Annotated in this window: 6 protein-coding genes; 2 read left to right on the top strand and 4 right to left on the bottom strand. The window is 74.0% G+C overall.

The features are described from left to right. The first annotated feature begins 96 nt into the window (after positions 1 to 96). Positions 97 to 315 carry a hypothetical protein gene (locus tag ACWD11_RS24540; protein ID WP_451285521.1) on the top strand — a complete coding sequence of 73 codons (219 nt, stop codon included), beginning with the start codon at positions 97 to 99 and terminating at the stop codon, positions 313 to 315. 143 nt (positions 316 to 458) lie between these two features. Here the strand turns inward: ACWD11_RS24540 and ACWD11_RS24535 are convergent, their stop codons facing one another. Then, positions 459 to 722, bottom strand: a complete 264-nt coding sequence (locus ACWD11_RS24535) for a sigma factor-like helix-turn-helix DNA-binding protein (protein ID WP_451285519.1) — start codon at positions 720 to 722, stop codon at positions 459 to 461. 175 nt (positions 723 to 897) lie between these two features. Between ACWD11_RS24535 and ACWD11_RS24530 the strand changes: the two genes are divergently transcribed. Continuing rightward, positions 898 to 1,035 carry a hypothetical protein gene (locus ACWD11_RS24530; RefSeq protein ID WP_451285517.1) on the top strand — a complete coding sequence of 46 codons (138 nt, stop codon included), beginning with the start codon at positions 898 to 900 and terminating at the stop codon, positions 1,033 to 1,035. Positions 1,036 to 1,067: 32 nt separating this feature from the next. Here ACWD11_RS24530 and ACWD11_RS24525 read toward each other — a convergent pair whose 3' ends face one another. The 3 genes from ACWD11_RS24525 to ACWD11_RS24515 all read right to left on the bottom strand — a co-directional run bounded on the left by ACWD11_RS24525 (position 1,068) and on the right by ACWD11_RS24515 (position 13,794). After that, positions 1,068 to 1,814, bottom strand: coding sequence for an alpha/beta fold hydrolase (locus tag ACWD11_RS24525; RefSeq protein ID WP_451285515.1), 747 nt, complete (start codon positions 1,812 to 1,814; stop codon positions 1,068 to 1,070). A 255-nt stretch (positions 1,815 to 2,069) separates the two neighbouring features. After that, entirely contained in the window at positions 2,070 to 9,611 is a 7,542-nt protein-coding gene (locus ACWD11_RS24520; RefSeq protein WP_451285513.1) for an amino acid adenylation domain-containing protein, read from the bottom strand. Next, positions 9,508 to 13,794, bottom strand: coding sequence for a beta-ketoacyl synthase N-terminal-like domain-containing protein (locus ACWD11_RS24515; RefSeq protein WP_451285511.1), 4,287 nt, complete (start codon positions 13,792 to 13,794; stop codon positions 9,508 to 9,510). Before ACWD11_RS24515 ends, ACWD11_RS24520 begins: the two co-directional genes overlap by 104 nt. Positions 13,795 to 13,866: the final 72 nt, after the last annotated feature.

Raw genomic sequence — 13,866 nt, 5'->3', positions numbered from 1 at the left:
GGGCTCACAGCCCAAACATCAAGCGGCGTCGGCGGACAGCCCCTGTACCGATTTTCACGCCTGCGGGGCGTCACCGCAGGTGAACGGTCGACTCCCATGACGTTCGGCGCCGACGCGGGCTCCGCCGTCGACTTCCTCTTCGCCATGGGCCCCACCCGCTACAACCTGCGCGAAGTGAACCCCGAGACCGTCTCCCGTATCCGTGCCGAAGTGCATGACGCGCTCGCGGAGTTCGAGACGTCCGACGGGGTCCGCATCCCCGGGTCCGTCTGGATCGTCACGGCTTCCAGGGGGCATGCCCAAGAGCGGGTATGAAGTCGCTGACCCGCACCGGCAAGGGCGCATTGAGCTGGAGGCCGGAGCGTTTCCGGTGACGGTGGATGCCTCCTACGACGACCTGCCCGAAGCCCTGCTCGACCTGGCCCGAAGCCGCTGGTCCTTTTCGGCTGAGCACCGCGTCAGTTCGCCCGGTGACCTCGTGCGACGAGTGCCTTCTTGAGGGCTCGCAGGGCGTAGTAGGAGCGCGACTTGGCGGTGTCCGGCGGGATGTGGAGGTGGGCGGCGACCTGGGCGACGCTGCGTTCGAGGTGGTACAGGAGGCGGATGATCTCCCGATGCTGCTCGGTGAGATCGTCGAGGGCGTCGGTGACCAGGTGGGAGGTGAGCAGACGCTCGACGTCGTCATCGGGGGCGGTCGCGTTGTGCAGGGTGTCGGGGGCCACGGTCTCGGGGGGCGGAGGCCGTCTGGGCCGCCGGGTACGTGAGTCATGCGGGTGTCCGGGCCGTGCGGGAGCTCCGCGGTCCGCCTCGTGGGGTGGCGTCCTCATCCGTGATCGGTGTGTGTTCCGTAGCGGACTCACACTGCGGGGCGGGGCTTGGACAAACCTTGCCGCCACCTTGCCGCAGCCCGCATTCCCCTTGTTGAAGCCCGGCCTGGTGCGGCGGATCGTCGAACTCGCCACCGGGCGCCCGCGTTACGCGCCCAGGGCACCGGACCGGGCACGGCTGCTGGACACGGTCGGCCGCCTCACTTGAGCGCCCCGACCGCGGCATCCCAACGACGCCGCTCAGCCCAGCGAGTCCCAGAACGTGGTCAGCTCCCAGGCGCTGTGCTCGGGATCCTGCAGCATCCACCAGTGCCCGAGATCCGGCAGTCCGACATGGCGCGCGCCGAGGAGTTCGGCGGTCTGCTCGGACAACTCGGCGATCTCGACGTGGTCCTGCTCCGGGATCAGCACCAGGCCCGGGCTCTCCGGTGTGCCGGTCGTCGTCCCCCAGTCGGCGAACACGTTCGGGGTGGCCGACCGGTAGAGCGAGAGGATCGCGTCACACATCGTCCGGTCCAGCCGACCGTTCATGGCCAGGGCGTGCTCCGCGGGCACACCCCAGCCGCGCAACGCCGTCGCCGTGCTCTCGGGGTGGTCCGCCGGAGTGGTCAGCGCATGTTCCATGAACGCCTCGCCCGCTGCCGGCGTCTGCCAGATCCGGGCCAAGTCGTGCCAGACGTACGAGGGGTGGTAGACGCAGGCCACGTCCATCACCCAACTGCGCAGCGGAACCGCCCCGTTTGTGGCGGCCCTGGCGGTCAGCAGCGCACCCCAGTCGTGACCGACGAGGTCGATCGGGCCGTCCAGCTCCTTCAGAGCGTTGGCCAGCCAGTCGGCGTAGCACTCCTTCGTCGGGGTGGCCCCCTCCGGCAGCGGGGCGCCGAAGCCGGGCAGGGACAGCGTGACGCTGTCCCTGCCGAGCAGGGGACGCAGTTCGTCCCACACCTCAGCGGTCTCGGGAACGCCATGAACCAGGACGACGGGCATGGATGGGCTCCACTTCGTTGAACGACACCCGATGCACGCGTCCTGCGCCGCACCGGTGGATACATCACTGACTACGTGCGGAGTGCGAGGTTATGTCGATCCGTTCTATGGGGGTATAGCCGGGCGCGCGGCAGTAACCTCGGCCGCCACCTACCGTACGAAGAGTTGTCCCGCGGGTGTCGACGAACTGCTCGATCCGCTCACCGCAGCCGAGCGGAGCGGACGCTTCGGTGACATGCTGACTCCGTCGCACCGTCACCCCCGCAGCCGACCGACCCCCTCCGCCAGCGGTTCCACCACCTGGCCGAGCAGATGCAGCGGCCCGGCCGTCACTCCGGCCTCCTCCACGGCCCGCCAGTAGGCCAGGGCCGTAGGAGCGTCGACCAGGCCCCGTACCAGGGGTACGTCCACGCCGGAGGCGTGCAGCAGGGACTCCGCTCGGCAGGATGCCAACGTGCCCGCGATCCCGTACGCGGCCGTGGCCTCGGCACCCGCGACCGCCTCGGGAAGCCCCGCCGCCAAGGTGCGCCGGGTGTCACCGACCGTCAACAGCCCCCCGCCGACCACAAGTACATCCGCCCGATCCCGCATCCTCGCCAGGGCGCGGTCCGTGGCGAAGCAGTGCGGGAAACTGTCGTCCACGACGACGGCACCGGGCCGCAGCCGGTCCACGTCGATGAGGTCCCGGTGCCCGCTGACCGCCGCGACGACCAGCCCGGCCCCGTACACGGCGTCGGGCAGGTCCGGGTCGGAGACGTGGACGGCGACCTCATCGGCCAGCCCGCGTTCCCGCAGCGTGCGGGCCAGTGCCCCAAGACGTGGACCGCTGCCGGGCACGTCACACAACATGAGCCGGGCGGGCGGCCGTTCGGCCAGGGTGAGCAGCAACTCCAGCGACGAAGCGCCGATCGAGCCGAGCCCCACCACGGCCACCTCCAGGTCGGACAGGTCGCCGCCGGTCGCGGCCAGCGCCGCGTGCACCGTGCTGACCACGGAGACGACGGTGGTCGCGTGCCCGGTGGTGACGGACGCCGCCGCGGCCCGGTCGGCGCGCAGTACGTCGAAGCCGTAGCCGGTGAGGGAGGGGATCATGCCGGCCAGCGAGACGCACCGGGCGCCGAGCTCTGTAGCCGTTCGCACGGCCCCCACGGTGTGCGCGACCAGCGTGCGATCGCCGGCGAGCTCGTCGGCGAAGAGCGGCAGCGCCACGAAGCCGGACCGGCCCAGCGGCGTGGAGGTCGTCTCCAGCAGCCGCGGCTCGCCGCCCGGGAACAGCAGGCGGCGGATGTCCTCTCGGGTCGAAGGGGTCTCCGGCAGACCCGCCAGCCGGGCCAGATGGGCGGGAGCGGGGAGATAGCCGACGAGCGCGGCGTCCAGGTCCTGGCCTTGGGGGCGCGCGACCCGCCGTACGGGTCGGGGCTCGGAGGCCGGCACCGTACGGACGAGCCGGTCGCGCAGTTCGTCGGCGAACTCGGCGAGCGCGTCCGTATCGAAGGCCGCCGCCGCGCCCCGCACGGTGATCTTCAGCCGGTCCCCGTCGGGCCGCACCGCGAGGAACACGTCCGTCCCGGCCGCGGGCGGAGTGAAGCCGCTGTCCTCCTCCTCGTCCCAGGACACGGCCAGCACCTCCCCGCCCTGCGGGCCGAGCGCGCCGAAGTCCAGGAAGGTGAAGAAGAACTGCGACGTCAGCGGCAGCCCGCTGGTGTCACGCGGTACGACGTCCTCGTGGACGCGGGCGGCGACCGTCTCCTCCACCACCCGGCGCACCCGGGACGCGACATCGTCGCCCCGGGGCGCTGTCACGCCCGGCCCGAAGGGGCGGACGGCGACAGCGGTGGCGAACGGCCCGAAGACACGGTGGATGTCGGGCAGGGGGTGGTCCCGCCCGGACACGGCCACGCCGATGACCAGGTCCTCCTGGCCGGTGCGGGCGGCGAGCGCCGCGTGGTAGGCGGTGAGCAGCGGCGCGTACAAGGTGGCGCCCGTGTCGGCGGCGAGCTTGCGGAGCGCGCCCGTGACGGTGGCGTCCAGGTCGAAGCCGTGGGAGTGGAACCCCGGTGACGGAGGCATGGAGGCCGCCGCCGGAGCGGCGCGCAGGACCGGCTTCGCGTACGGCGCGGACAGTGCCGCCCGCCGTTGCCGCGCTCCCTCCTCCTCCGCCTGCGGACCCCCGGCCCGCTCGGCGAGACGCTGCGCGAACGCGCGGAAGCTGCCGTGCAGTTCGGGCAGCGCGGGTGCCGCACCCCGGCTGAGGGCGTCGTACACCACGGTCAACTCCCCGAGCAGCAGGGCCGCGCTGTAGCCGTCGCCGATCAAATGGTGGGCGTGCACGACGAGTACGTGGTCGTGCGGCGTCAGGGTGAGGACCCGCAGGCGCAGCAACGGCCAGGCCCACGGCTCGAAGCGGCGGCGCCGCTCGTCCGCCACCCGTTCCGCCAGCTCCGCCGTCCCGGACACGGTCGTGAAGTCGACGGGCAGCCGCAGCGACGCGGGCAGTTGCTGCTGAATCGGCGGCCGTACCCCGGCCGGGAAGACCGTGCGCAGCATCGGATGCCGGGCCACCAGGGTGTCCACGGACCGCTGGAACACTTCCCGGTCGAGAGGGCCGGTCAGCCGCACCCGGGCCAGCCAGGAGCCCCCGGTACCGGGGGCGAGCGCCTCGGCGAGCAGAAAGCCGCGCTGACTGGGGGTGACCGGGAAGGCTGCCGGTACGACGAGGTCTGCCGGGAGGGACGGCTCTCCGGGACCGCCGTCGGCGCCAGCCGGTTCCGCCTCGGCCGCCGCCATGTCCTCGGCCGCCGCTTTGTCCATGGCCGCGGCCAGCGCGGCCAGGGTGCGGTTGCGGTACACGGCGGTGGGCCTGGGCAGCGGACCGCCGCCGTGCCGGGCGAGCCGGTCGAACACCTGCAACGCCAGCAGCGAATCGCCGCCCAGCTCGAAGAAGTCGTCGTCCGGTCCGACCCGTTCGACGCCGAGCAGCTCGCACCAGATGCGTGCCAGCCGTTCCTCGGTGTCACCGGTGGGGGACCGGGGCGCCTCCGCCTGCGGCGCCTCGCCCCGGGCGGGCAGCAGGGCCCGCCGGTCGACCTTGCCGGTTCCGGTCAGCGGCAGGGCGTCCAGGAGGGTGATGCGGGCCGGCACCATGTACGGCGGCAGCGTCTGCGCCAGATGACGCCGCAGCGTTACCGCGTCCGCGTCCCCACCACCCTCCGCGTCCCCACCACCCTCCGCGTCCGCCCCGCCCTCCGCGTCCCGGAACACGACGAACGCGGACAGCCGCCCCTCACCGGCCAGTACGACCGCCTGTGCCACGTCCGCACGGGCGCGCAGCGCGGCCTCCACCTCGCCCGGCTCGACCCGGTGGCCCCGTATCTTCACCTGGTCGTCGAGGCGGCCGACGAACCGCAGCACACCGTCGGGCAGCACCTCCACACGGTCACCGCTGCGGTACCAGCGACGCCCGTCCCGTTCGGTGAACGCCGCTCGGGTCAGGGCGGGGTCGCCGAGGTAACCGGCGGACAGTCCGACGCCACCGATCAGGAGCTCACCGGTGCCGCCCGGACCGCGCGGCTCACCGTCGGGTCCGATGACGAGCAGTTCGGTCCCGGACAGGGCACGGCCGATGGGCAGGGCCCTGACCTCCTCGCCCGGGCGCTCGGTGACGATGTGATAGGTGGCGTTGATGGTGGTCTCGGTGGGCCCGTAGAGGTTGACGATCGTCTGCCCGGGGCCGAACAGGTCGTACCAGCGACGCACCCAGTCCGCCCACAGCACCTCACCGCCGACGTGGACCAGGCGCAGCGCGGACAGATCCGGCAGCGGTCGGCCGCGCCGGACCAGTCCCTCCGCGGCGGTCAGCAGCCGTTCCCACAGCGACGGCACCGAACTCCACACGGTGATCCGGGCCCGCGCCACGTGGTGCAGCAGCAGTTCCGGGTCCCGTACGAGGTCGCGGTCGGTGGTCACCACGGTGGCACCGGTGAGCAGCGGCGCGAGCAACTGGCGTACGGAGGCGTCGAAGCAGGGCGAGGAGGTGTTGGCGAGCCGGTCGCCGGGGCCGTACGCGAAAGTGATCGTGGCCCAGTGGAGGTAGTTCTCCATGGCGCGAAAGGTGATGGGCACCGCCTTGGGGCGGCCGGTGGAGCCGGAGGTGAAGATGACGTACGCCGCCGCGTCGGCGTCGGCTGTCTCGCCGGGCCCGTCCGCTTCCTGCCCGTCGTCCGGCCCGGTGACGGGCACGGTCGTCAGCGTGGTGAGCGCCCGCGCCGCGGCCTCGGTGCTCTCGTCGTGCACGACGACGCGCACTCCGCACCGGCCCGTCTGGTCGGCCAGCCGGGCCGCCGGGTGCTCGGCGTCCAGCGGCACCCAACCGGCGCCCGACCGGAGAATGCCGACGACGGCGACCACGGTGGTGGGGCCGGGCGTGGTGAGCATCCCCACCAGGTCACCTGGCCGTACGCCGTTCTCCCGCAGCCGCCGGGCGAGGGCACCGGTGGCCGCGTCGAGCTCCCGGTACGTCAGGGCGCGTCGGCCGTCGTCCACGGCGACCGCGTCGGGTGCGGCCCGGAACTGCTCCAGCAACCGGCCGACCAAGGCCGACCGACTCACGCCCTCCGGTCCGGCGGATGTGCGTGCCAGCGCCTGCGACACCGGCCCGATCGCCGCGCAGCCGCGCAACTCCTCTTCGAAGGCGGTGGCGAGGTGGGCGATCGTCGCCTGCGTGAAGAGGCGTTCGGGGAAGTTCCAGGACAGGCGCAGCGCGGGCCCGTCCTCCCAGCAGAGCAGGTTCAGCCGGGTCGCGGCCGAGCCGGTGCCGGCCGCCGTGGGCCGGACCTGGACCGGGCAGTCCGGGTCCAGGGGAGCAGGGAAGCGGGCGAAGCTGAAGCTGGCGGGGCTCACCGTTCGCGGTCCCGAGGGGTCGCCGGGCAGCAGGCGGGCGAGGTCGAGGCTGCTGACGGTGGCGTGCCGCTCGCTGTCCAGCCAGGCCAGTCGCACGCGTTCGGCGACGTGGCGGAGCGGCTCGTCCGGGTCGGTCTCCAGCAGCAGCGGCAGGGTGTCGGCGAGGGGGCCGACCAGTCGGTCGAGGCCGGGCAGCCGGGCGTCGCGGCCCGCGCGGGCGACGTTCACCGCGATGTCGTGCTGTCCGCTCCAGCGCGCCAGGCAGCGGGCGTAGGCGGCGAGCAGGAGGTGGAAGAGGGAGACGTTCCAGCGGGCGGCCCGTTCGCGCAGGACGGCGACGAGGGCCTCGTCCAGGAAGCGGTGCTCGGTGACGAGCGGGCCGGGGCCCTCATCGGGGTCGGGGCGGCCGTCGTAGGGCAGGGGCATGGGGGAGCGGCCCCTGAGGCGGGCCGTCCAGTACGTGGTGTCCTCGGCGCGGGCGGAGGGCGTGCCGCCGGTGGCGAGGGCGGCGAAGTCCGCGGTGGGCGGCAGCGGGGTGGGGGCGCGGCCCAGGGTGAGGCCGGTGTAGAGCGTCCAGAGTTCCGTGCCGAGGACGTTGAGGCTGTAGCCGTCGGCGGCGACGTGATGCGCGCACAGCACCAGATGGGCCACTTGGGCGTCTTCGGTCAGCAGCAACGCCCGCAGTGGAGGTTCGCCGGTGAGGTCCAGCGGCCGATTGGCCAGCTCCGTCTCCAGCGCTTCGAGGCCGCCTTCGGGGCACGGCCGCGTCTCGAACCACACGGCCGGGTCGGCACCCGTCGTCACCGTCTGGTGCGGTACGGGGGAGGGGTGGGCGTCGTCCTGTCCGAGCCGGATGCGCAGCATGCCGTGCCGCTCGGCGAGCGCGGCGAGGGCGCGGCGCAGCAGGCCGGGGTCGAGGGGGCCGTGGATGGTCTGGCGCACCCAGCCCCGTGCCGGGGTTCCCGGATACAGGACGCTGCTGGTGTGCAGGGCCAGTTGGACGGGGGTGAGGGGGAACGGCGTGCCTTCCGGGACGCCGCTCGTCGGGAGGGTGGTTGCGTTCGTGTCGGAGGCGGCGGTGTCCAGGTGGGCACAGAGTTCCCGCACCGTGCGGTACTCGAAGAACAGCGTCGTCGGCAGCTCCCTGCCCAGCGTGCGTTCCAGTCGCCGGACCAGGTCGACCGCGGTGAGCGAGTCCAGGCCGAGGGAGAGGAAGGGCGTGTCTTCGTCGACCGCCTCGGCCGGCAGGTGCAGGGATTCGGCGAGCAGGGTGCGCACGAGGGCGCGGGTGCCGGATCCGGATACGGCGGAAGCAGGCGCGGGCACCGGGGTTGGTATCCGGTGCCGAGGACGCCGTACCGCTGGCGCGTGACCGCGGATGTCGGCGAGTACGAGCTGCGCGGTGTCGGCGGCGCATGCGGCACGCAGTGCATGCAGCGCTTCGGCCGGTGCGAGGGGTGTGCCCCCGGCGTGCAGAGGCATGCGCTCCGCCGCGGTGGCGGCCAGCCCCGTGCGGGCCACGGCGCCGAGGTTCACAGCCAGCCAGCGGTGCCCGGCGGCACGCTCGGCCGCGGCGAAGGCGTCGAGGTAGGCGTTGGCGGCGGCGTAGTCGCCCAGCGCGCCCGCGGCACCGGGGAGGACGGACGCCACCGAGGAGAAGGCCACGCACAGGGCCGAGCGGTGCCCGTGGCGGTGGAGGGTGCGGGCCAGCAGGCGGGTGCCGATGGTCTTGGCGGCCAGTGAACGGCCGGTGTCGGCTTGGGTGGTGCCCCGCAAGGAGCCTGGAACGGCCACCCCGGCCAAATGGAACACGACGTCCAGCGGCGGGAGTTCGGCGAGAAGCGCGTCGAGCCGTCGTTCGTCGGTGACGTCGGCCTGCCGGTAGCGGGCGTCGGCGCCGAGTTCGCCGAGTTCGGTGAGCAGCGCGGCCGGTGGCCGTGGGGAACGGCCGGTGAGGACGAGAGTGGGGCGGCCCCGCCCGGCGAGGTCCCGGGCGAGCGCGGCACCGAGGCCGCCCGCGCCGCCGGTGATCAGGTAGGTGCCGTCCACGGGCAGCCGGTCCTCGCAGTCCGCCACGGTGTCACCGGGCCGAGGCTCGATCCCCCGCAGCAGCCGCGCACCGCCGCGCCAGGCGGCCACGGCCACCTTCTCGCCCGGTGCCCCCAACTCGGCGACCACGCCGGCGAGTTGCTGCGTGGCCGTGTCCCGGGACGACAGGTCGGCGCAGACCAGCTCCGCGTCCTCGGTCTCCTCCGGGAAGGCGAGCGCGAGCCCGGTGAGCAGGGCCTGACCCGGACGCGGCGTCGCCTCACCGTCCGCGCCGGTGCGGTGGGCGTCCTCGGTGAGGAGCAACAGGCGCTTGGCACCGGCCCGGTCGAAGAGCCGCAGGGTGTTCCGGAAGGCGGCCGCGGTGTCCACGCCCGAGTCGTCGTCCGCCCGCCCCGCGAGGTGGACGACGGTGTGCGCGGACGCCGTACCCGCCTCGGCCACCGGTACCCCGCACTCGGCCAGCCGCGCGGACAGCTCCCGCACCGCATCGCCGTCGGGCCCCGCGACCAGGGTGACCGGCACCGGTCCCGGCGGCTCGGAGAGGGCAGTGGGCGTCCAGGCGACCCGGTGCAGCAGCCGGGCGGCGGCGTCAGGTCCGGGCCAGTAGGACCGCCGCTGGAAGGGGTAGGTGGGCAGCGGCACCCGGCGTCCCGTCGGGGCGAGCGCGGCGTGGTCGACGGCGACACCACGCGTCCACAGCCGGGCGACGGTACGCAGCAGGGCACCCCTGTCCCACCCGTCCCCCTCACGCGCGGCGGGGAGGGCGGAGAGCGTGACCGGCGCCGGGCTGGACCCGTCGGCGGCCAGACGTACGGCGCTCGGCAGATCGGTGCCGGGCCCGACCTCCACGTACGTGTCCGCGGGCGGCGTCGTACAGCGCCCGCGCGGCTGGTTCCATCATCGGTGAGTGGAAAGCGCGCGTGACGCTGAGCCGTTGCACGGAGACGCCCCGCCCGGTCAGCTCGGCGACCGCGTCCTCGACCGCGCGCACGGTCCCGGACAGCACCAGCCGGCCGGGGGCGGTGCGGGCGGCGACGCTCAGCGCGCCGTCCGACGCGGCGACCAGGGCGTGAACGGCGTCGTCCGCCCCGCGTACGGCGGCCATCGCGCCCTGCTCGGTCAGCTCGGCGAGGAGCCGGCCGCGTTCGGCGGCGAAGCGGACGGTGTCGGACAGCGGCAGCAGGCCCGCCGCGCAAGCCGCGGCCAGTTCCCCGACGCTGTGACCGGTGACGGCGTCCGGTACGACGCCCCAGGCGCCCAACTGCCGGGTGAGCGCCACGGCGTAGGCGATCAGGACGGGCTGGGTGATCTCGGTGCGCGCCAGGTCGGCAGGGTCGACGCCGGGGTCGGTGCACCAGTCGGTGAGGGTGCGGCCGGACAGCGGGCCGAGGTGTGCGGAGGCCTCGTCGAGGGTGTCCCGGAACACGCCCGCGGTGGCGTACAGGCCCGCCGCCATGCCAGGACGCTGGGTGCCTTGACCGGGGAAGAGGAAGGCGAGGCGGGGGCGCGCCTGGACGGTGCCGGTGGACGGTTGTCGCGTGGTGTCACTCGCCGAGGCCAGGGCGGTCAGCTGTGCGCGTACGTCACCGTCGCAGACGAGCGCGAGCCGGTGCGGGGCGTCGTCGCGGGCGGTGCCCGCGGTCAGGCACAGGTCGGGCTCGGTGATGTCCGGGCGGGCGGCCAGGTGGTCGGACAGTTCCCGGACCAGGGCGCGCAGGGCGGGTGGGGTGGTCGCGGAGAGCGCGAGGAGGTGGGGCCTGTCCGCCTCCGTCTCAGGGGTACGGCTGAGGGGTGGCGGCGCCTGCTCCAGTACGGCGTGGGCGTTGGTGCCGCCGAAGCCGAAGGCGTTGACCCCTGCCATGAGCGGGCCCCCTGAAGGCGGCGCGGGCCAGGGGACGAGCCTGCCGGGCACCTGGAACCCGGACCCGGCGACCGGCGCGGCGGGCGGGTCGGCGTGCAGTGAGGGCGGTACCTGGCCGTGCTGCAGCGCCAGTACGACCTTCACCAGGCCCGGCAGCGCGGCGGCGTTGAGCAGGTGTCCGATGTTGGTCTTGGCCGAGCCCAGCAGACGCTGGTGCCCGTCGGGCAGAGGGGGGAAGGCGTGGGCGAGCGACATCAGCTCCACCGGGTCGCCGAGGGCCGTGCCGGTGCCGTGTGCCTCGACGTACGTCACGTCGGCCGGGTCGACGGCCGCGGTGGTGTGGGCGGCGGTGATGACCTCGCGCTGGCGGGCGGGGTTGGGTGCCAGCAGGCTCAGCGAGGTGCCGTCGTTGTTGACGGCGGTGCCGCGGACCAGGGCGAGAATCTCGTCGCCCGCCTGCTGTGCGTCCTTCGTCCGCCGTAGAACCAACACCGCGCCGCCCTCGCCGGGCACGAAGCCGTCCGCGGCGGCTCCGAAGGCGCGGCTGCGGCCGGTCGGGGACAGGGCCTGCGCGGCGTGCAGCATGCGGTGCGCGGTCGGCGTGAGGTGCAGGTTGACGCCGCCGACGAGGGCGATGTCGCACTCGCCGTCCGCGAGGCTGCGGCGGGCCAGGTGCAGGGCGACGAGGGCGGACGAACAGGCCGTGTCCACGGCCAGGGCCGGACCGTCCAGGTCGAAGCTCTGCGCGATGCGCGCGGCGAGGAGGTTGGGCAGGTTGCCGGTCAGCGCCGCGGACGGCAGGTCGGTGCCGTGTGCCCGCTCCAGGAGTTCCCGGTAGCTGCTGTCGCCGGTCGTGGCGAACACGCCGATGCGATGAGCGCGGCGGCGCGGACCGGCGTAACCGGCCCGCTCCAGGGCCTCGTGCGCCAGTTCCAGCAGCAGCCGGGCCTGTGGGTCCAGGGCCCGGACCTCTTCGTCGCCGATCCCGAAGCGAGCGGTGTCGAAGTCCGCCGGGTTCTTCAGGAACGCTCCCCACCGGGCTTCGGGCATCTGCTCGCCCTCCCACCGGTGCGGCGGTACCGGGGTGACGAGGTCCCGCCCTTCGGCGAGCAGGTGCCAGTACTCGTCGGGGGTGGTGGCGCCGGGGAAACGGCAGGCGAGACCGACGACGGCGAGGGTGCCGCCCGTACCGGTGTTGCGTACTTTCGGGGATGTCGGCGCGGGGCGCGCCTGCGACTTCGCCTCGGGCTCGTCGAGCAGGTGGTCGACGATGTCGGCCACCGTGTCCGCCCCGGCGCGCAGCGCCGACACCTCCAGGCGGCGGCCGAAGGCGTCCTCCAGCGCGGCCAGTACCTCCATCGCCTTCAGCGAGGTCCCGCCGAGCGCCCGGAAGGACACATGGGTGCCGATCCGCTCGACGGGCAGCCCCAGCACCGCGGCCCACACCTCGCGCACCGTCCGCTCGGCCGCGGCCTGCGCCCGGGGCGCATCGCGCTCGCCGGGGTCGCGGGCCACACCACCGGGCGTGCGGAGCACGACGTGGGGGAAGCGGCCCGCCTCGAACCGCTTCCGCAGCGCATGGCGGCGCAGCTTGCCGCTGGTGGTGCGGGGGAAGCGGCCGGGCGGCAGGGCGACGACCCGCACGTCGTCGTGGAAGAGAGCCTCGCCCACGCGGTCGGCGACCCGTCGCAGCACCTCGTCGGCCGAGCGCGGGGGACGGGCCCAGGCGACGCACACCAGCACCCGCTCATGGCCGGTGACGGGGTCGGTGGACCCCACCACCGCGGCGGTGCCGGGCGGCAGCCCGGGCGTCGTGGCGGCGACCTCCTCCAGGTCGGCGGCATGGTACGTCAGCCCGTTGAGGAAGAGCACGTCCTTGTGCCGGCCGCTGACGAACAGGCGCCCGTCCCGCAGAAAACCCAGGTCTCCCGTGCGCAGCCAGCCCTCGGTGCCGAAGGCGGCGGCGGTGGCGTCGGGCAGCCCCAGGTAGCCGCGGGCGAGTTGGGGTCCGCGCACCTCGATGTGGCCCACGCGCCGCTCACCGAGCACCTGTCCGGCGTCACCGACGATCCGCACGGAGCAGCCGGGCACGGGACGGCCGAGGTCCATGAGTTCGACGGCGCCGTCGGCCGCGTCGGGGGAGGCGTCCACCACCCGGCCGCGGCTGAGCGCGTCCCGCTCCACCGCCAGCGGCACGGCCACCTCGCCCGACGGCGGGAACGTCACGGCCAAGGTCGCCTCGGCGAGCCCGTACACGGGCTGAAGGGCGTGCGCCGCCAGTCCCGCGAGCCGCGTGCGGCGGGCGAAGTCACGCCAGACGGTGGCGGAGATCGGCTCGGCCCCGACCACCACGCGCCGGACGCTGCGCAGGTCGAACCGTGCCATGTCCGCCTCCGTCGTCCGCCGGACGGTCAGCGCGAGCGCGAAGTTGGCGGCCGACAGATGGGTCGCCCGGTGGGCGGTGGCCTTCTCGAACCAGAGTCCCGGCCGCCGGGCGAACGCCGACGGCCCGATCTTGACCTGCCGGGCACGGGCGGCGAGCGGCGCGAGGTGCGTGCCGATCAGCCCCATGTCGTGGAAGTACGGCATCCAGCTCACCACCACGTCGGCGGCGCCCAGTTCGGATACGGCAATGATCTGGCGCAGGTTGGCCGTCACCGCCGCATGGGTGAGTTCGATGCCCTTGGGCTGCCCGGTACTGCCCGAGGAGAACTGCACGAACGCCAGATCACCCGGCGCACCCGGCCGGACGGCGTCCCCGAGCTCCCCGTCCGGCAGCCGGTCCACCCGCAGTACGGCGGCCTCGGCGGGCAGGTGCCGCGCCGCTTCCTCCCCGGCCGCGTCCACGAACAGGTGCGGTCGGCCCAGGTGTTCCCACACGGGCGCCACCCGGCGGGTGTCCGCGGCGAGCGGCACGGGGACCAGACCGGCGCCGACGAGACCCCAGAACATCATTTGGAAGTCCTCGCTGCGCTCGGCGACCAGCGGCACACAGGTGCCGGGCGCGACACCGGCCGCCCGCAGCCCTGCGGCCACCCGCAAGGCGTCGGCCAGCAGTTGGCGGTAGGTCACGGCCAACTCGCCCCCGTCGCCGCGCACATGCAAGGTCACCTGCTCGGGGGCCTGGCGGGCGGCGTCCAGCAGGACGTTCCACAGGGTGTCGTTGCTCATGTCGTCTGCTCACACCAAGTCGAAGCCCTGCGGCAGGGCGGGACGGAGACGGCTCCGCCGTTCATGTTCGAA

It is taken from the genome of Streptomyces sp. NPDC002776 (assembly GCF_053592195.1).
The sequence above is the reverse complement of the archived record's forward strand: the minus strand, read 5'-3'. Positions and strand labels throughout refer to the sequence as shown.

Excerpts from the sequence above, each read along its gene's own strand:
- ACWD11_RS24540 (WP_451285521.1), top strand. The coding sequence starts at position 97 with ATGACGTTCGGCGCCGACGCGGGCTCCGCCGTCGACTTCCTCTTCGCC.
- ACWD11_RS24525 (WP_451285515.1), bottom strand. The coding sequence starts at position 1,814 with ATGCCCGTCGTCCTGGTTCATGGCGTTCCCGAGACCGCTGAGGTGTGG.
- ACWD11_RS24515 (WP_451285511.1), bottom strand. The coding sequence starts at position 13,794 with ATGAGCAACGACACCCTGTGGAACGTCCTGCTGGACGCCGCCCGCCAG.